The sequence below is a fragment of the Aestuariivivens sp. NBU2969 genome (assembly GCF_019931125.1).
GTDB lineage: Bacteria > Bacteroidota > Bacteroidia > Flavobacteriales > Flavobacteriaceae > Aestuariivivens > Aestuariivivens marinum.
The window spans coordinates 1-19,782 of sequence record NZ_JAIOUU010000030.1 but is presented as its reverse complement, the minus strand read 5'-3'; the positions used below and the strand labels follow the sequence as shown (position 1 = coordinate 19,782).

At 35.8% G+C, this 19,782-nt stretch carries 19 protein-coding genes and 1 tRNA gene; 8 read left to right on the top strand and 12 right to left on the bottom strand.

Annotated elements, in window-relative coordinates:
• Window positions 1–114: 114 nt before the first annotated feature.
• The gene (locus tag K7G79_RS13935; protein WP_223552211.1) at window positions 115–1,176 is read right to left on the bottom strand and encodes a lactonase family protein; all 1,062 of its coding nucleotides are present in this window, start codon (window positions 1,174–1,176) and stop codon (window positions 115–117) included.
• A 198-nt stretch (window positions 1,177–1,374) separates the two neighbouring features.
• Here K7G79_RS13935 and K7G79_RS13930 point away from each other — a divergent pair, with 198 nt between their 5' ends.
• Window positions 1,375–1,824, top strand: a complete 450-nt coding sequence (locus K7G79_RS13930; protein WP_223552210.1) for a PA2169 family four-helix-bundle protein — start codon at window positions 1,375–1,377, stop codon at window positions 1,822–1,824.
• A gap of 287 nt (window positions 1,825–2,111) precedes the next feature.
• Here K7G79_RS13930 and K7G79_RS13925 read toward each other — a convergent pair whose 3' ends face one another.
• From K7G79_RS13925 to K7G79_RS13875, 11 genes are all read right to left on the bottom strand, one after another.
• On the bottom strand, window positions 2,112–2,702 hold the full coding sequence (locus K7G79_RS13925; RefSeq protein WP_223552209.1) for a hypothetical protein: 591 nt from the start codon (window positions 2,700–2,702) through the stop codon (window positions 2,112–2,114).
• A gap of 3 nt (window positions 2,703–2,705) precedes the next feature.
• Complete coding sequence (nrfD, locus tag K7G79_RS13920) at window positions 2,706–4,043, bottom strand: NrfD/PsrC family molybdoenzyme membrane anchor subunit (RefSeq protein ID WP_223552208.1); 1,338 nt, start codon at window positions 4,041–4,043, stop codon at window positions 2,706–2,708.
• Complete coding sequence (locus K7G79_RS13915; protein ID WP_223552207.1) at window positions 4,040–5,005, bottom strand: 4Fe-4S dicluster domain-containing protein; 966 nt, start codon at window positions 5,003–5,005, stop codon at window positions 4,040–4,042. The genes nrfD (K7G79_RS13920) and K7G79_RS13915 overlap by 4 nt, the downstream gene beginning before the upstream one ends.
• A 139-nt stretch (window positions 5,006–5,144) precedes the next feature.
• Entirely contained in the window at window positions 5,145–5,543 is a 399-nt protein-coding gene (locus K7G79_RS13910) for a cytochrome c (RefSeq protein ID WP_223552206.1), read from the bottom strand.
• Between the two features lie 10 nt (window positions 5,544–5,553).
• On the bottom strand, window positions 5,554–6,426 hold the full coding sequence (locus tag K7G79_RS13905; protein ID WP_223552205.1) for a hypothetical protein: 873 nt from the start codon (window positions 6,424–6,426) through the stop codon (window positions 5,554–5,556).
• Window positions 6,423–7,739 carry an NrfD/PsrC family molybdoenzyme membrane anchor subunit gene (gene nrfD / locus K7G79_RS13900; RefSeq protein ID WP_223552204.1) on the bottom strand — a complete coding sequence of 439 codons (1,317 nt, stop codon included), beginning with the start codon at window positions 7,737–7,739 and terminating at the stop codon, window positions 6,423–6,425. Before nrfD (K7G79_RS13900) ends, K7G79_RS13905 begins: the two co-directional genes overlap by 4 nt.
• A 2-nt stretch (window positions 7,740–7,741) precedes the next feature.
• Window positions 7,742–8,743, bottom strand: a complete 1,002-nt coding sequence (locus K7G79_RS13895) for a 4Fe-4S dicluster domain-containing protein (protein WP_223552203.1) — start codon at window positions 8,741–8,743, stop codon at window positions 7,742–7,744.
• Between the two features lie 17 nt (window positions 8,744–8,760).
• Complete coding sequence (locus tag K7G79_RS13890; RefSeq protein ID WP_223552202.1) at window positions 8,761–9,036, bottom strand: hypothetical protein; 276 nt, start codon at window positions 9,034–9,036, stop codon at window positions 8,761–8,763.
• Between the two features lie 6 nt (window positions 9,037–9,042).
• A complete protein-coding gene (locus tag K7G79_RS13885; protein ID WP_223552201.1) occupies window positions 9,043–9,951 on the bottom strand; it encodes a DUF5777 family beta-barrel protein in 909 nt (302 codons plus the stop codon).
• A 16-nt stretch (window positions 9,952–9,967) separates the two neighbouring features.
• On the bottom strand, window positions 9,968–10,342 hold the full coding sequence (locus K7G79_RS13880) for a hypothetical protein (protein WP_223552200.1): 375 nt from the start codon (window positions 10,340–10,342) through the stop codon (window positions 9,968–9,970).
• 119 nt (window positions 10,343–10,461) lie between these two features.
• Complete coding sequence (locus K7G79_RS13875; protein ID WP_223552199.1) at window positions 10,462–11,634, bottom strand: hypothetical protein; 1,173 nt, start codon at window positions 11,632–11,634, stop codon at window positions 10,462–10,464.
• Between the two features lie 339 nt (window positions 11,635–11,973).
• Here K7G79_RS13875 and dnaE point away from each other — a divergent pair, with 339 nt between their 5' ends.
• The 7 genes from dnaE to K7G79_RS13840 all read left to right on the top strand — a co-directional run bounded on the left by dnaE (window position 11,974) and on the right by K7G79_RS13840 (window position 19,751).
• Window positions 11,974–16,362, top strand: a complete 4,389-nt coding sequence (dnaE, locus tag K7G79_RS13870) for a DNA polymerase III subunit alpha (RefSeq protein ID WP_223552198.1) — start codon at window positions 11,974–11,976, stop codon at window positions 16,360–16,362.
• A 404-nt stretch (window positions 16,363–16,766) separates the two neighbouring features.
• Window positions 16,767–17,084, top strand: a complete 318-nt coding sequence (gene trxA, locus K7G79_RS13865; protein ID WP_167917628.1) for a thioredoxin — start codon at window positions 16,767–16,769, stop codon at window positions 17,082–17,084.
• Window positions 17,085–17,168: 84 nt separating this feature from the next.
• Window positions 17,169–17,711 (top strand): ClpP family protease, encoded by a 543-nt coding sequence (locus K7G79_RS13860; protein ID WP_223552197.1) that lies wholly within the window; start codon window positions 17,169–17,171, stop codon window positions 17,709–17,711.
• Between the two features lie 18 nt (window positions 17,712–17,729).
• Entirely contained in the window at window positions 17,730–18,659 is a 930-nt protein-coding gene (locus tag K7G79_RS13855; RefSeq protein ID WP_223552196.1) for a DUF58 domain-containing protein, read from the top strand.
• An 81-nt stretch (window positions 18,660–18,740) separates the two neighbouring features.
• Window positions 18,741–18,814 (top strand) — tRNA-Asp (locus K7G79_RS13850).
• Window positions 18,815–19,078: 264 nt separating this feature from the next.
• On the top strand, window positions 19,079–19,432 hold the full coding sequence (locus K7G79_RS13845) for a transposase family protein (RefSeq protein WP_223552195.1): 354 nt from the start codon (window positions 19,079–19,081) through the stop codon (window positions 19,430–19,432).
• Complete coding sequence (locus tag K7G79_RS13840) at window positions 19,419–19,751, top strand: hypothetical protein (protein ID WP_223552194.1); 333 nt, start codon at window positions 19,419–19,421, stop codon at window positions 19,749–19,751. Before K7G79_RS13845 ends, K7G79_RS13840 begins: the two co-directional genes overlap by 14 nt.
• The last annotated feature ends 31 nt before the right edge of the window (window positions 19,752–19,782 follow it).

Sequence of the window (19,782 nt, the reverse complement as noted above, 5' to 3'; positions counted from 1 at the left end):
GATAATTCCAGCAAACAATTAATTATGCCCCTATAAACAAAGGGACACAGAAACTTTATTGCCCGTTTTCAAAAACTTTTGGACGGCAGTGATCTTGAATAATCAAAAATTCATTTAAAACAACAAACATACTGGAGAATCCATCTTTACCTCTTGCAAGAAGGTAAGTGTTCCATTGGTTTGGTCTATGCTAAACACCGTAATATTATGACTGCGTTGATTGGCAATCAATAAAAATTTACCTGTAGGATCCAAGGTAAAGTTTCTGGGCCAATCGCCATGAACACTTGTGTTCTGGATTTTTTCAAGAGTGCCATTTAAAGGCTCTCTTTTAAACACAACAATGGAGTTTTCTCCTCGGTTCGACCCGTATAAAAATTGTTCGTCTGCAGAAAGGTGAATGTCGGCACAATAGCTGTCGCCATTAAAATCATGGGCTAGGGTAGAAAGGGTTTCAATAGGTTCAAAACCACTTTTGGTTTTTTTGCCTGAAGTAATGGTGCTGGATAGTTCGTTTATAATATAGATGAAATTGCCATCCTTTGTTATAGCAAAATGTCTTGGTCCTGAATTAGGTTGCATGGGTACAATCGATGAGGAAACTTCTCTGTAAGTACCATTTACTAGTTGGTATTGGAAAACCCCATTTTTCCCTAAATCGGCAGCGTACAAGTCATCACCTAAAAATTGGGCAGAATGGGCATGCGACACAATACTATCAGTATTATGCTCCAAAACTTGCAAAGCGTCACTTAATTCCCCATTATTTTTAACGTTGAATATGGAAAAGTTACCGCCTGAATAATTAGAAACTACGGCTTTGTTTCCCGTTTCATTAATAGAAATATGACATGGGTGTGCCCCCTTACTGGAAACTTTATTCAATAGAGTTAACGAATTTGAATTCACTTTAAAAGCCGATACTGAGCCGTTCTCATTTTCATTAACAGCATATATGTAATCTTTGTTTGGGGCATAGGTTATAAACGAAGGGTTTTCAGTTTTGGCGACTAGGGTTTTGTTGATCAGTTCACCTGTTTCCATATTGAATTTAAAACTGTAAATACCCTCACTTTCGCCATCAGTATATGTGCCAATATATAAGGGAATAGAATTGTTTTTACAACTAAAAGAAAGTATAATGGTAAGTGCGATTAAAAAATAGTTGATCTTCATGAGTCTTAAAATTTAAAAATCTAATTTATGATAAATTAACATAAATTGAAGCCTAAGGTGTTAATATTCCCCTAAAGCATTATTAAACTTTGTTAAAGGGTTTGACAAAACCTGTTTACAACCCTATATTATTGGTGCAGATGTGAAACAATACGCATCTTTAAAAAAAATATTGAAATTTAAAATGAAAATGATATTATGAAGTTTACAGAGAAAATTTCAAACAAATTAAATGAATTATTAGTAAAAAACTATGATGCTGAAAAGGGGTATTTAAATGCGGCTGAAACAGTCGATAGTCCAGACTTAAAAATATTCTTTAAAAGACGCGCTACAGAAAGAAGTGAATTTGCCAAAGAATTAAGAACAGAGATTCTTCGCTATGGTGAAGAGCCAAAAGACTCAGGGAGTTTTAAAGGGATTGTTCATAGAAATTGGACTAGCCTTAAGGCTTTACTCTCCTCCAACGATGAAGAAGCTATTTTGGAAGAAGCCATTAGGGGCGAGGAAGATAATTTAGAAGAATATCTTGAAGTATTACAGGATAGAACATTGCCGCCAAGTGTTGATACCATGTTGTTTAAGCATAAAAGTGCTATACAAGCAGCCATTAATACGGCTAAAGTAAAAGAGGAATTGGTGTCCTAATAGTAATCATAACTTAATAACAAGGCGCAACCCTTTTGGGTTGCGCCTTGTTATAAATCATACTATAAAGAAAATTTACCCGTCTTCCATTTGAAACTGTTTTTTATCAATTCTACGCTTGTTTATTCGGGTAGTTATTATCGATAGCAGCTAATCATTTGGTCTTTGTTTATAACAATTCAATAGAAATAGTATCGAATAACATGTTATTCGATACTAAGTTTTTTATAATATTACTTTGAACGGGTGGGTCTATATGTGGTATTTTTTGATTTTGTATAGTATGGTTATGACTTTATGATTCTTATTTTACTTATTTTAAATAATGTATATATAATATAAAAGATTATAAACCAAATAGAAAAAATTAATGCACTAATGATTAGAATAAGCGGGATAGGAGCATTGGCTGCTGCGGCCCATAGAGACCTCTTTTCGTCTAATTGATCTGGTGAAGGTGATGGGACTCCCCACTTTTTCTTGGTTTCAATAGTTTGCTCGTTGTAAAGATCAGAATCTATAATTTTAACCAAAATGGTGACATTGCCTTCTGAATCGCCTGGAAGATCATTGGGAAACACAACTTTAACTGTCCCTGTTTCGTCAGTGACATTGAATATATCACCAATTGGCAGATTACTAAAGGTTCTTTTTACGTAAAAATATAGTTCAAGGTCTTCTATTGGATCGTTGTTAAAATTGGTTGCTGTGGCTATTATGATTTTAGAGTCGGCATCTTCATTAAACGACAATGCTATTTTTGCATCTTCCATAGTATCATCCTCTTGGCCTGATACCGTATAAAAGTTTAAAAAAATAAATAGAACTGAATACGATATTTTTAAAACCCAACTAATGTTATAAATCGCTGTTTTCATATTTTAAAAATTTAGTATTGGGTGACGTTTTGAAAGGTGTTCATGCTTCTGTATGGGTATTACAGGAAATAGTTTGATAAGGACCGTAATAATTAATAAAAACCAAGCAAATGATGCAAAAGTAATAGTCCATTCTTCCCATGTTGGATTATAGTGTAAGTACGATTCATCTACCCCTTGTATTGGTAAATAAGGATGTTGTAAAGAAGGTATTACAATTAAAAAACGTTTAAACCAGGCCCCTAATATTATAAATATTGAGATTATAAATATTGGCAAGGACCTGCGCATGCCTTTAAAAAGTAATAATACAATAGGAAAAACGAGGCCCCCCAATTGAACAAACCAATACATAGGAGCATAGTTGCCAACAAATAACTCCGTTATGTGTTCTCCCTCTACACCAACCATTTTAAATGCTGGTCCTAAATATTCGTTAATGTTAAAGTACAGGTATACCAATGATAATAAAACTAAAAGTTTACCCATTTTATCAAAATGGGCTTCTGTAATATAAGCCTTAAGATTAATGGACTTTCTTATAAAGTACATGGCTATAATAATGGCTGCTGCACCTGCCATAAATGCGCCTGAAACGAAGTAGGGCCCTAAGTTAGTGCTATCCCACCCAGGGCGCCATGTTGTAGCAAATAGCCATGATGTTACGGTGTGAATAGCAAATGCTACTGGTAGAACAGAAATGGCTAAAATTTTAGTCACCTTTTGAAGCATGGTCACTTGTCTTGGATCGTTTTGCCAATTAATGGCCAAAACTCTGTATAATTTCTTTTTCCAATTTGGAATTGCTTTTAATCGATCACGACAGAGAGCAAGATCAGGAAGTAAAGAAATATAAAGTAATATTAAACTTATTACCAAATATGTTGAGATAATAATAACATCCCATATAATTGGCGACTGAATTCTTAAATATCTGATAACATAAAAGAATCTATCTGGTCTACCCATATCCACAATTATTATTACAATAGCGCATATAATAGCAGATACTGCAATAATCTCTGAAATTCTTGTAAGTGGTTTAGACCATTCATTTTTGTTAAGCTTTAATATGGAACTAAAAAGAGAGCCTACTAAGCTAATTGCAACAAAGAAAACAAAATTGGAAATATAAATACCCCAAGATGTATAATCTCTCATTGCTGTAACTATCAAACCATATTTTAACTGTCTATAATAGCCATACATTCCTAATAAAATAATAAGAATTAAAAACGCTATCCATAGTTTATAACGCCAAGAGGTTTTTAATATATGTCTTAAAAGATCTTTTTCTCTTCTATCTTTAAACTCTTGATTATGTTCTATTTTCGTATTCATGACGCACTGTTTTCAGAATTTTCTTTTTCAAAAGGGAAGAGTCGATCAACAGGTGGTAAATAATAAACTCTGGGTTTTGTTCCAAGTTCTTCCATATATCGGTAACCTGCTTTATCTTTTAAAAGTGTACTTAATCTAACGGTCTCTTCTCCGTTTGTTACAGAGTCTTCAAGCTCATTCCCAAAATAGATTACACCATTTGGGCACGAGGTAACACAATGTGGTAGTTTGTCTTGACGTAGCATATCTGGACAAAAGTCGCATTTAGCCACCGTACCCTGTTTGCTTGGTAAACTTGTTTCAGGTGAATATGGAAGGTCTAGTTTACCTTCAGGAGGGTTACCCCAATTGAATACTCTTGCAGAATAAGGACAGGCTGCCATACAAAAGCGACAACCAATACAGCGTTCATTATCAATGAGTACAATACCGTCTGAACGCTTAAATGTGGCTCCAACTGGACAAACTTTCACACAAGGGGGGTTATCGCACTGGAAGCATTTTTTCGGTAGCCAATAAGGTGAGGACTCTTCATTGTCTTTCATTTCAAGAACCTTTATATAAGGCCGATCAGGTGTTAAATTGTGATGTTTGTCACAGGCCTGAACACATTTTCTTGCATTCTTACATTTACTTAAATCGACAACCATGACAAACTTTTTTCCGGGAATTCCTTTACGTGCTTCTTCAGGAGGTGCTCCATGATATAAGTGTTCCATGGATTCAATTTCAGAATTTGGCACTTGAACAAGTTTTCCATCTGGAGTTAATAAGGTTGTTTTTTCTGTCGACTTATCCTTGCAGGATGAAAGAGGGTTAAAAGCTAACCCAGTTGCAGCAAGAACACTTCCGGTAGATAGTTTTTTTAAAAACCCTCTTCTGGAGTCCAAACTTAGTTTATTGTCTTCCATAATTAATATTTGAATTAAACCATTAATCTTAATAAAGATTAAATGTAACATGTAATAAACTAAAATTTAATGACTTATGTCATGTTTAGTTTTTTACCTCTTTAATGAAATACATAGACATTTGGTTTAACACTCATAAAATAAAAAAACCGAACATTTAGTTCGGTTTTTTTAAATTGAAGCAAAAAAATTATTCGGCCAACGTTCTCATATAATTTACTATTAGCCATCTGTCCTCATCGTCAGGAATTTTTTTTGTGTATTCGGGCATATCATCTTTTCCGAACGATGTTTTGTAGAAAAGTACACCATCTGTTTGTTCTTGGAACTCTTCACTGGAAAAGTCTCCCAAGTCTCCATTCATATCTGCTGCTTTAGGCCCATCACCGTATCCCTCATTACCATGACAAGATTTACAATGTTTAGAGTACAACGATTTGCCTATGGCAAGGTCCTCATCAGGATTGGTTGGGTTTTTCATATTAACATATTCTTCTGGAATATTCCAGCCATCCTGAAAAACGGAGGTAAAAGAATATAAACTAAATATAATAACTCCAATAAGTGTTAATGTTTTTAATGTTTTCATAATTAAATAATTAAGATTTAGATATTTTAAATAAATTGACAAATAAATATATAATAAATCCCCAAATTCCAAATATTACTAAGTTAGGGAATATTAATAAAAACAAAGGTGTTTTATTTCTTGGCGACCACATCGTTCTATCGTCGAACGTAGATTCATCTATTATAGGTATACCAATGGGTGCATTAACAAGTGCCTTTACAGTTCCGTATTCTTCACTATCGCTTAATACAACCTCAATAACCAAATTTCCATTAACACCAGGTATGTCATTATCAATTGCTGCAATAATTGATCCATTTTTGTCTGTAATATTAAATTCTTTGCCAATTTTTAAAGGTTTAAATAATCTTTGGACTTGAGCATTAAGCATTTGGCCACTTAAAACACTATCTGTTTTAGTTTCTTTTAGTGTAGCACTTATATAATTGATGCTATCCTTGGATATTAATTTTGTTGTAATGCTGGCATCTTTAAAGCTTATACTTTTTGAGGCTTTTTTGTATGAATCATTTCCTTTAAAAGACACAACAAAATTGTAAGTACTGGTTGAATCGGATTTTATCGAATCGAAATTTTTTAAAACAAATTTACATATACCATGCATATTAGTTTTAACAGTTCCCAATAGGGTCTTTTCCTCATCTATTTCATTGAAAACAGATAAATCGATATTAGGGACATCAATGTTTTCTCGATTTATTCGTGAAAATGCTTTTATATTGAAATAGGACACACTATCCATGATTTTAGTGTAATCTACTTTTAACCTTACAGTATTCTTTTTGGCATTTTGTGCATAAATTGAATGAAATCCCGAGGAGGATAAAAACATTCCGGTAAATACTAGAAAAACAAAAGGATATTTTAGCATATGTTTCATGATTCAGTATTTTTCTTATTTAATGTCATGTCATTTTCATCTGCAGTTCGTTGAATAGGTATTACGGGTAAATAACGAACGAATAATGTAATAATTAATAAAGCCATGGCTAGAGTTGCAAAAGTGATTATCCATTCATGGGCACTTGGGAAATAATGATGCCATGATTCTGGAACACCTTCAATAGGTAAAAAAGGATGTAATAACGTAGGAATAACAATAATGTAACGTTTCCACCACGAACCAATAACGACCATTAAACCAACAAGGAGCATGGGGATTGGCTTTCGTCCCTTCTTAAACAATAAAATAATAAGAGGTAATACCAGACCAATTATTTGTGCAAACCAAAATAAAGGCGCCCACTCTCCAGAAACCAAGGCACTTAAGTGGATGTCTTCTTCAACTGGAGCCGTAAATATTGGAATTAAATACTCATTAATGTTAAAGTAGAGGTAAGTAAGACAAGCTAATGCCAAGAATTTACCTAGTTTATCAAAATGATAGTCTGTAATAAAATGTTCTAAACCTCTAACCTTTCTTATAATGTAAACCATTGTAACTAATGCACCCAGTCCTGCAACAAAAGCTCCTGAAATAAAATAGGCCCCCATATTGGTGCTATCCCAACCAATTCTATAAGTGGTAGAAAATAACCAGGCATCTATAGTTTGTAAAATAATACTAACAGGGATAATTAATATAGCAATAATTTTAATGGATTTTTCTTGTATTGATTTTTGACTTTTACTCCCCGTCCAGTTTAAAGAAAGTTTTCCATACCATTTGCTAAACTTAGGTTTTGTCTTCTCATAGAATTTTTTAAGTATGGCCAAATCGGGTAATAGAGGGAAATATAGTAAGAGAAAACTTAAGGCTATAGTTGTTGGAATAATAATAACATCCCAAGTAATTGGAGATTGTAATCTTGCGTGAATAAAAAGATTTAACAATCTATCAGGACGTCCCATATCTATCATGATGGTCAAACCGGCCATCACAATAGATGCAAACGTAATAATTTCAGCAATTCTAACTAAAGGGGTTCTCCAAGAATTATTCGTTAATCTTAAAACGGCCACAGTAACCGACCCTACAAAACTTGTTGCCACAAAAAACACAAAATTTGATATGTAAATACCCCAAAGTGCATAATCTCTCATATTGGTCACCACCTGCCCAGTTCTTACTTGATCGATATAAGCAATGAGCCCAAGTACAATAATGATGATTAAAAAAATTATCCATACATTGCCCCTTTTGCCAAATTTTCTAGGAGCTAATTTTTCTAGAAGCGTATCATAATTTTTCATAATTATTCAGGTTTTTCATGAGATGTTGGCTGTTCTACCGATTCAAATTCGGTATAATTTTCTAGTCCTTTCTCAAAATCGACCAATCGATCTACAGGAGGTAAATAATAAACACTTGGAGCAGTACCTAATTCTTCTAATAACCTATAACCTGCCTTATCCTTAAGTAATTTGCTAAGGCGTAATGTTTCTTCTCCATTGGTCACGGTATCTTCATATTTGTCCCCAAAGTAGAATACACCATTGGGACAAGCTGTTACACAATGTGGTAATTGATTTTCATTAATTTGGTGAGGGCAAAAGTCACATTTATCAGGAGTTCCCTTTCTGCTTGGAACACCGGCATATTCAATAGATGGATTCTCATGGCCCATATCCATCATATTGAGGGTAATCTCACTCATTTCGCCCTGTTCAGGTTCACTCCAATTAAACACCCGTATTGAGTATGGACAGGCCGCCATACAAAAACGACAGCCAATACAACGTTCGTTGTCAATTAAAACCAATCCATCCCTTCTTTTGAAGGTAGCATCAACTGGGCAAACCGTAACACAGGCAGGTTGATCGCAATGCATACAGGTTCTCGGCATCCAATAGGGTGCTGTATCTTTGGATTCCTGCATTTTATGTACCTTTAGCCAGGCGTTTTCACCAGTTACATAGTGATGTTTATTGCACGCACTTACACATTTTAAGGCATTTTTACATTTGGCCAAATCAATAACCATAACAAATTTACGATTAGGAATTCCTTCACGTACATTATATTTGGTCTCATGATGATCAGAGTGTTTTACTTCCTCAACTTCCGAAGCATCTACTTGAATTATTGAACCATCAGTAGTCATTAATTCCAATTTTTCGACACTGTTGTCTTTATTGGAAGCGCTTAATTTTTCAGAAAGATGGGACAGCCCAAGTCCTCCAATAGCAGATACAAATCCTAACTTAAGGCCCTTATCGAGAAATTTACGTCTGGAGTTTTTTTTATTATCTTCCATAACAAATGAAGTTTCAACTATACATTACTGTTTTTTCCTAGCCACTTAAGAAAGGATTTATTTGATATGTCTTTCTTGATGATTTTAGACTCTTTTATTGTACTAACCTTAACCTTAACGGTAGTACCATCGGGTTTTAATAAGGTTTGATACCCTTCTTCTTCATCTTGGGGTTTAGTAGAACTCTTATTTTGACTGCCCATTCCCAAAAAGGGCAATAATAAACTACCGCCTAAAATGGGTAAAAAGCCTCTTCTTGAAAGTTGATTTCCTTTACCAAATTTATTTTTCATGACATCTTAAAAATTATAATTACGGGTAATATTAAAACCAATCAAAGCACCTCCATTAAAAAAGTCATTGGTGTTTTTCATGTAGTTATATTGAGGTAATATGCCATTAAAGTTGGTGATAAATATTTGAAAGGCATGAGCTGATGTAGAAAACTCAGCACCAAAACTAAACCCTGTAATATTGTATTTATTGTCATTTAACTTTGTTATAGGGGCACTAACATCACATATTAGCGCTGTTTGAGGGCTTACCTTATATCGCCCACCAAAGGCTATAGAAAGTCTATCATTTTCTTTGCGGGAATTTACGTCGTTATAATTAACGACATTAAAATGGGATAAACTTGGAGCAATTTGCAGTGAGAGGTTTGAATTAAACCTTTTAGCAATTATTAGTTGGTGGAAGTAGGAATATCGATCTTGTCTTATTAAAAATGGACCGTTATTAGCATCAGGAGGAATAGGATCTCCATTAGGGTATTTAGTGTCAAAAGAGCGTCCATCTATGGCCATATTTCCAAAATAACTGATGCTTACGGGCATACTTCCAGATCGCGTTTGTTTTAATAAACCAACTTTTAAGCTAAAGTCACTTATTCTATTCTTTTTGGTAATACCGTATCCTACAGTTACCCAATCTAATACAGCATAAGACAAAGCAATCCTAATATTTGAATTCGCACCATAAATTCCAGCTAAAGAATTTTTTTCTTCAATAAGCCCAAACCTGTGTTGCATCATAACTTCTAAAGTGTTTTTATTGAACAATACGTTAGAGGCATTATCAATTAATGTGGCACTTTCAAAAGCAGGCCGGGCAGGTTTTTCAACAATGGAGTCTTTAGCCTTTTTTTGTGAAAAGCACAAAGCAGGAATAATTAACAAGACAAACAGTAATATTTTATACTTTTTCATTGTAACATCTTTAAGGTTAGTTATTTTCGGCACCATCATCAATCCACTTTTTAATCAAGGCTATAGAATTAGCATCAACATTTCTATGACCATCTACCAATGTAGTGTATAGTTTGCTCGCGCTGCTATTTTTAGGAACAACATATCCCGAAATTAAAGAAGCATATTCATTGCCAGCTGTTAAATCTGGACTTTGTCCGGAAGCACCATGGCATTGTGTACAATTGTATGTTACAAATATTGGAGCAATATCATCTTTAAACGAAACGTCAGTTCCAGGATCGATAACCACATCACCGTCTTCTATAACTTCAGGAAATTCATCGTAATAACATGAAAATAGGACTAGTGGGATAATGCTTACGAGAACTATTTTAAATAGTTTTTTCATTTTAATTAATTTTTAACTTTAAATAGTCAACTTCAATTTTATATAAAATTGATATACCTACTCAATTAAAGGGGTTACAATAGTATGGTCCTTAGGGCCATACTATTGTAACTAATATATTATTGTAAGTTAGCTATCGAATTTTTAATCAATGATTTTGCATAATCAGGATTGTGGATACCCTTACTTCTATCTTCTAAAATAAACAGGAAGTTCCAGGCGGCTTCAGCAGCTTTTAAGTCAAATAGTCCTCGCACAGGGTGCCATGCATCATCACCAGCATCGTAATGTACAATTCCTACAACTGGCACAGGCGTCACGCCATCAGCTTCAAAAACAGGTTGGTAATCACCATTAGCATCTCTAGCTATTGCTTGACCAACAACTTGCTCTAATAAATGGCCTAAGGTATCCATGTCTTCTTCTAACCCGGTCACTTTTAATTCTTCGACTGGACCACCGTGGCAACTTGAACAATTATTTCTGGTAGGATTCCAACTATGTCCATAGGAACCGTCTGTGGTATGGCGCATGTGGCAATCAACACAGCTACCGGTATCAGTTCTATGCTTAGCTTGCTTAACAGCAGGGATGGCCTCAACTAAAGTAAATGTAGTATAAGCTCCTAATAAACCTTCCAATAAAGCCGTTTGTGGACCGTGGTGAGGACCCCAGTGTGTACTGGTGTTCATATATTTGCCATTGGCATCAGGTGTAGGTGTTCCTCTTCTTGGCTGGTGGCAGTTGGCACATAGGTTACTGGCATTGCCATAATCTAAAATGTAATCATCTAGATTGGGATCTTCAGCAAATACTTTAAAGTCAACTGGCGCGGCAGTTCTTACGGCCATATCATTGCCATCGTTTTCAAAATCAAATGAACTGTGGGAATCATGGCATCCGTTACATGATAATGGGTTTGATACACCATAACCACCAACCGCTACAGCACCAGTTTCAATATAATCTATAAAACCTTCGTTGTTATGACATGAAGCACAACTTTCTCTAGTACCTTTATCCCAAGATTCATAAGAATACGCCGGATCACCACCGTGGTTTGAAGTTAAGTAGGCATCCCAAATACCGCTACGGTGGGTATCAGAGTGACAATCTATACAGACTTGAGTGCCAACACCGTCAATGCCGTCAATGCCATCAACTCCGTTTATACCATTAGTCCCGTTCTCTCCATCTTGACCTGGAATTGCGGTGTAATCACTTGTACATTGGAAAAACATTAAACTAGATGTGACAACAATCAAGTTAACGATGAGCTTTAAATTTTTCATGATGATATTTATTATATGATAATTATGAACAAAAATAAAATGTTATGGTACCCTATACTATGACAAATGTCATTTTTAGATCTAAAATAAGCATTAAGATAACATCTTTTTTTTAATTAACGTTAAGGGAGCATTTACTTTTTAATTACACTGGATTATAAAACTTTTTAAAAGGTTTTTTTAGTAGTTTTTTTATACCATTATACATAAATGATTGTAGTTTATATTCTGTTTAAAACTGTTTATAACTTCATTCCTATAAAGTGGAAAATCTATGTATTTTTATACACTTCGTTTTTGGTTAAAGCGAATAAAAACATCAACATATAAACTTGCAGAATGTATTTAATTTTCGATACCGAAACTACTGGATTACCAAAACGATGGGAAGCGCCCATAACAGATGTAGATAACTGGCCACGATGTGTACAAATAGCTTGGCAGTTACATGATGAGATGGGTAATTGTATTGACCATCAGGATTATTTAATTCAACCTGAAGGCTTCAATATTCCTTATGATGCAGAAAAAGTACATGGTATTTCAACCGAGTTGGCACAAAAACAGGGTGTGCCTTTGGCTGAGGTGTTGGAGAAGTTTAATGCTATTTTGAGTAGGACGAAGTTTATAGTAGGCCAAAATGTTAAGTTCGACCTTAATATTATGGGAGCTGAGTTTGTGCGGGGCGATGTGGCCAATCCGTTGCAGGAACTTCCTGTTTTAGATACCTGTACCGAGCATACGGCCGAACTGTGTAAAATACCTGGAGGTCGAGGCGGCAAGTTTAAATTACCAACACTTACCGAACTACATGAATATTTGTTTAATGAACCATTTGCCGAAGCACATAACGCTACTGCCGATGTGGAAGCCACTACGCGTTGCTTTTTAGAGTTGGTGCGTTTAAGGGAGTATACCAAGGAAGAACTGGATGTTGAAGCAGCTTATTTTGAGAAATTTACAGAAGCTAACCCAGATACCATTCAGCTTATTGGCTTAAAGCACATCAACTTAAAACAGGAAAGTGCTAAAATCCGTGAGCGTTTAGATAAGCAGGAAGAATCAGCGATTTCAAAAGAGGAAATTAAGCAGAATGTTTCCGATTTGGCCGAGGTCGATTTTGTTCACCTACACAACCATTCGCAGTTTTCGGTTTTGCAATCTACCATGAGTGTGGCTGATATCGTTTCGGCTGCAGCCGAACATAACATGCCGGCAGTAGCCCTAACCGATCACGCCAATATGATGGGGGCATTTCATTTTGTGAATGCCGTAAATAGGCAGAACAGCAGTATAAAAGCCAGTATAGAAGCTGCTGAAACCAATGGCGAACCTTCAGAAAAAAAATTAATAAAACCTATTGTTGGGTGTGAATTTTTTGTTTGTGAAAATCATTTGGATAAAACCAGAAAGGATAACGGTTATCAAATCGTTTTGTTGGCAAAAAACAAGAATGGTTATCACAATTTGGCTAAACTGTCTTCACATGCGTTTGTGGATGGTTTTTATTATGTGCCTCGAGTGGATAAAAAACTGATTCAGCAATATAAAGACCATTTAATTGTGCTTACAGGGAATTTGTATGGAGAGGTTCCCAGTAAAGTGTTAAATGTAGGTGAAAGTCAAGCAGAAGAAGCTCTGTTGTGGTGGAAAGCAGAGTTTGGGGACGATCTCTATATTGAGCTTATGCGTCACGACCAAGAGGATGAAGATCGGGTTAATCCGACTCTAATTGAATTGGCGAGAAAGCATGATGTTAAGCTGGTAGCCACCAACAATACTTATTATCAAAAGAAGGATGATGCCAATGCACATGATATTTTACTCTGTGTTAAAGACGGAGAAAAACAGGCGACACCTATTGGTCGTGGTCGAGGATACCGCTATGGACTTCCCAACCAAGAGTATTATTTTAAGTCTTCGGAGGAGATGAAGCAATTGTTTCGGGATATTCCAGAAGCCGTTTTTAATATTCAGGAGATTGTCGATAAGGTAGGAGTCTATCAACTGGCCCGCGATGTATTGCTGCCTGCCTTTGATATTCCCGATGAATTTAAGTACGAGGAGGATTTGATAGATGGAGGTAAGCGCGGTGAAAATGCCTACTTAAGACATATAACTTACCAAGGCGCCAAGAAGCGATATGGTGAAGAACTTTCAGATGAGGTTAGGGAGCGAATTGATTTCGAGCTTCAGGTTATTAAAAACACAGGGTATCCAGGGTACTTTTTAATTGTAGAAGACTTTATTCGTGAAGCACGAAACATGAATGTGTCGGTTGGCCCTGGACGAGGTTCTGCAGCAGGTTCGGTGGTGGCCTATTGTTTGTGGATTACCAATATAGATCCCTTAAAGTACGATTTGCTTTTTGAGCGTTTCTTGAATCCTGACCGTATTAGTATGCCCGATATCGATATCGATTTTGATGATGAAGGTAGGGGCAGGGTCATGGAATACGTAATTAAGAAGTATGGTGCCAATCAGGTAGCGCAGATTATTACCTATGGGACTATGGCAGCTAAATCCTCCATACGGGATACGGCACGGGTATTGGATTTGCCTTTGTTTGATGCCGATAGGATTGCCAAGCTTATACCTAACATGTCCAAGCTTAACAAGATTTTTGGGTTGGATGAAAAGGAGTTAAGTAATAAGTTCCGGGCAGAAGATTTAGAGAAGGTCAATCAGCTTTTAAATATATCGGAGGGGGATGATTTAGAAGCTGAAACGGTCAATACAGCACGAACACTTGAAGGATCGGTTCGTAATACGGGCATTCATGCCTGTGGTGTCATTATTACTCCAGACGATATTACCAAATTCGTTCCTGTTGCAACTGCCAAGGATTCTGATTTGTATGTCACTCAGTTTGATAACTCGGTGGTGGAATCGGCTGGACTCTTAAAGATGGATTTCTTGGGGTTAAAGACCTTAACCTTAATAAAGGATACTGTAAAGATTGTTAAAGCAAAGCATGGCATTCAGTTAGATCCTGAAAGTTTTCCATTGGATGATGAAAAAACCTATGCGCTCTTCCAGCGTGGGGAAACGGTTGGAGTGTTTCAATATGAATCCCCCGGAATGCAAAAACACCTTCGCGATTTAAAGCCCACTGTATTTGAAGACCTTATAGCCATGAATGCACTATACCGTCCTGGACCTATGGAGTACATACCTAGTTTTGTGCGCAGAAAACATGGCGACGAAGATATTGAGTACGATTTACCAGCAATGGAAGAATACCTTAAGGAAACTTATGGTATTACTGTGTATCAAGAGCAGGTGATGTTATTGTCTCAAAAATTGGCTGATTTTACTAAAGGTGAAGCCGATGTGCTACGTAAGGCAATGGGGAAAAAGCAAATAGCAGTACTCGACAAGATGAAGCCTAAATTTATAGAACAGGCTAGTGCCAATGGGCACGATGCAAAAATTTTGGAGAAAGTTTGGAAAGATTGGGAAGCTTTTGCAAGTTATGCATTCAATAAATCACATTCTACCTGTTATGCATGGATCGCCTACCAAACGGCATATTTAAAAGCACATTACCCTGCCGAATATATGGCCGCGGTGCTCTCTAATAACATGAACGATATTAAGCAGGTTACCTTTTTTATGGAAGAGTGTAAGCGAATGAAATTAAATGTTTTGGGACCCGATGTTAATGAGTCGTATTATAAATTTTCGGTAAACCAGGACAATGCGGTACGTTTTGGGATGGGTGCCATAAAAGGGGTAGGGCACGGTGCTGTTAAAACCATTGTGGAAAACCGGAAAAAGGAAGGTCATTACAAATCTATTTTTGATTTAGCTAAGCGTATCGATCTACGGGCAGCCAATAAAAAAGCCTTTGAAAATTTGGCTTTAGCAGGTGGATTTGATTGTTTTAAAAACACTCATCGTGCTCAATATTTTCATGATGATGGCGATGGTATTACTTTTTTGGAAAAGGCGATAAAGTATGGGGCAAAACACCAGGAGAATGAAAACTCGGCCCAAGTGAGCTTGTTTGGTGATGCCACTGGTGTAGAAATTGCTGAGCCTCAAGTGCCACCTTGTGAAGAATGGGGGACCATGGAGAAGTTAGGTAAAGAACGTGAAGTGGTTGGAATTTATATTTCTGGGCATCCTTTGGATGATTTTAAAACAGAAATGAATACGTTTTGTAATGCCACAGTAGCTTTGTTCAACAATCTTGAACCTTTTGTAAATCGTGAATTGGTTTTTGGAGGGGTCGTTACCGATGTGCAACATCGTGTGAGTAAACAAGGTAAGGGTTGGGCTTTATTTACCGTTGAAGATTACACCGATAGTTATGAGTTTAGAATTTTTGGAGAAGAGTATTTAAAATTTAGACACTTTTTAATGAAGAACAATTTTGTGTTTGTAAAAACCTTTGTACGTGAAGGTTGGGTGAACAAGGATACAGGAAAGAAAAGTGATCCCCGCTTACAGTTCAATAATTTTCAGTTGCTACATGATGTAATGGAGCAATATGCCAAAAAATTGTCCATACAAATAGATATTAATGACTTAAAGGCCGAAAACATTACTGCGTTAAATGAATTGCTTAAAATGCATCCTGGGAATCAGGTTTTAAACTTTTTGGTTTACGATAGCAAGGAGAAAATTAAACTTACTATGCCCAGCAGAAAGCAAAAAGTAAAGGTGTGCCAAGAATTGCTCAATGAACTGGAAGCACAACATGTGCATTTTAAGTTAAATTAAAATTTGGTATTTAGTTCAAATGCCTAATAATAAATATGTGTTTGAAAGAATTGTGGTGTTTTATACAGAAGTTTTAGAATACTGATTTTTGTATTTTAAATGTTTTTATTGCGTATTAAGTAATTACTTTACAAAGGATAGTAGCAACATCCTTTTTGTGAAACAAAGGAGAGGTCAAGTTTTATTACTTTGAGAGTGTAAGTTGTAATTAGGAAAGTTGGGCCCCTTTAGTAGAGATCGCTTCATATATAGATATAATGGATAGCTTAGTTTATGCGCCCCAAGAAAATAAAATAATACAATTTAGCTATAAGTAAAACAAATTGTTTCTTTGTAAGCTTTAGTGTTTTTTTTGACTAATTTTGTGACATTGTAAAAATAAATAAGAATAAAAAATAAATATTATGGCATTAGAAATAACAGATGCAACGTTTGAAGAAACGGTTTTGAAGAGTGATAAACCGGTTTTGGTAGATTTTTGGGCTGCTTGGTGTGGGCCTTGTAGAATGGTAGGACCAATTATTGAGCAAATAAGTGACGAATACGATGGTAAAGCTGTTGTTGGTAAGGTAGATGTAGATGCCAATCAAGAATTTGCCGCTAAGTATGGTGTTAGAAATATTCCAACGGTTTTAGTGTTCCAAAACGGTGAAGTGGTAGGACGTCAAGTTGGTGTAGCGCCTAAGAATGCCTATACAGATGCAATAGATTCTCTATTGTAAATTATAAAGAAAAAGAAAATTGAAAAGGTTTGTCGTAATGGCAAACCTTTTTTTATTTTAGTTGATAATAAAAATTATATAAGCATGAGTAAAAAATCGAAAGTACAGGATATTATAGATAGTAAATTGATTGAGGATCGTAAGGTGTTTCTGTGGGGACAGGTTGATGATGATTCTGCCAAGCACGTTATAGATAGGTTAATGTATTTGGATGCAATAGAAACAAAGGATATTCAATTGTACATTAATAGTCCCGGAGGCTATGTAACCTCTGGATTTGCTATTTACGATTGTATAAGGTCATTAAAAAGCGATGTTTCTACCATTTGTACTGGGTTGGCCGCATCAATGGGTTCTATTTTGTTATCGGTTGGCACTAAAGGCAAGCGGTTTATTCAGCCCCATGCTCGAGTAATGATCCATCAGCCTAGTGGTGGTGCAAGAGGGCAGGCCAGTGACATAGAAATTACCGCTCAAGAGATTTTAAAAACGAAAGAATTAAGTGCCAAAATTATAGCCGAAAATTGCGGACAGGATTTTGATAAAGTAATGAAGGATTTTAACCGTGACCATTGGATGGGAGCCGAAGAATCGGTTGCCTATGGTATTGTTGATGGCGTTATATAACAGTTTTAATGGTAATTGGTGAATCTTCAACACGAACTCAATAAAGCCGAAGGATTTAAAAATCTAGAATTACTTGCAAAGCAAGTGGTAGAGGGTTTTATTGCCGGGATGCATAAAAGTCCGTTTCATGGCTTTTCAGCAGAGTTTGCCGAGCATAAAATTTATAATCGTGGAGAAAGTACCCGCCATATCGATTGGAAATTATTTGCCAAAACCGATAAGCTATATATCAAACGATATGATGATGAAACGAATTTACGTTGCCATATTATCTTAGATAATAGTAGTTCGATGCATTATCCAAAAACGAATTCGTTTTCCATCGGGCATTTAAACAAAATAGGATTTTCGGTGTTAGGTGCTGCCTCGTTAATGCAAATTTTAAAAAAACAACGTGATGCAGTAGGCCTAAGTATTTACAGCGATAATTACGATTACTATGCACCAGAGAAAGGTAGTGAGCGACACCACCAAATGTTATTGAATCATTTAAGTGAGACCGTTATAGCTAAACCATTAAACAAAAAAACCGAAACCTATAAGTATTTGCATGAGGTCGCTGAGAAAATCCATAGGCGTTCCATGATTTTTTTGTTTACCGATATGTTTCAAACTATCGAAGATGATACTAAATTATTTGAAGCGCTTAGGCATTTAAAATATAATAAACATGAAGTGATTTTGTTTCATGTGTATGACAAAGCGAAGGAATTACAATTCGATTTTGATAATAACCCCAAGCGTTTTATTGATTTAGAAACGGGGGAATATATTAATCTGTATGCAGATACCATTAAGGAAAGTTACAGTCAATCGGTAGCAGTGTATTTTGAAGCTTTACGTTTAAAATGCGCACAGTATAAAATAAAATATGTGGAAGCAGATATTAATAAGGATTTTAATAATATCCTGACAACCTACTTGATAGAACGCCAAAAATTTTCTTGATTAAATTAATGGGTAAAAAATTTAAAAAAAGATTTGACTTATAAAAAAAGGCGTGTATATTTGCATCCGCAATAATGCAACGGTCTGGTAGTTCAGTTGGTTAGAATATCTGCCTGTCACGCAGGGGGTCGCGGGTTCGAGTCCCGTCCAGACCGCAAGATTGCAGAGAAGCTTCAACGCAAGTTGAGGCTTTTTTTGGCAGTTAAAAGAAGTTGTGTTGTTTGATAAGCCTTAGGGTTTATCAAAAGGTTTATGTAGTTAAACCAATGGAAAGCTTTCCTTTTTTCTTTATAGAAAATTGGGATGCTTTTTTGTTTTAGGGATAATTTAAATTCTTTTTAAAGAGAGATACAGGATCAATCTCAAAAGTTGTGGGTAAATTGAATTAAGAATTGAATCTTTGCAAAAAAAAACAGAGATTGGATTCATATATTGATTTACTGAAGTTTGTATTACCAGAAATACTAGTAACCCATTTTGATTTAGTTGATAATACAGTTAAAGATAAAGTCCTTCATTTATATTTTGAAGAGAAGAAGGGTGTCCCCAAAGAGTTTTCATCACAAATGATTATCTCTCATGGTTTCCACAAAGAGATTACAGTTCAAGACTTTCCACTGCGTGGCAAAACTGTCTATCTTCATGTCAAACGTCGTCGTTGGCTAGATAAGGCTACTAAAGAAGTAGTCCAAAGAGACTGGAATCTGGTAGCACAGGGAACTCGAATGACCATAGAGTTCGCTGCTTTTTTAAAAGTACTTGGTCAGTACTAAGGCCAATGACTGCCAAACCATTGGCAGCTTTTATGGCGTTAACGGTAAAAAATTGGGGAGACAGTATAGGGATTATCTCAGCGACTTTAAAGAGTGGGAAGCCAAGAAACATGCTAAACAGTGGCTTGTATTCCCCGAGAACATGGGCAAATACCTCTCCATTGATGAAACAGCCCTTTCTAAAGGGGAACTCTATACCATCATCACCAATAAAAAGGCCAAGGGCAACAAAGGGGCCATTGTTGCTATACTGGCCGGGTGGACTTGCAACAAAAAGTCGGACAATTTTTCTAAGACCTATGCCACGTTTTTAATTTGATAAAATTCTTGTTCTGCTTCAAAAGGTGTTT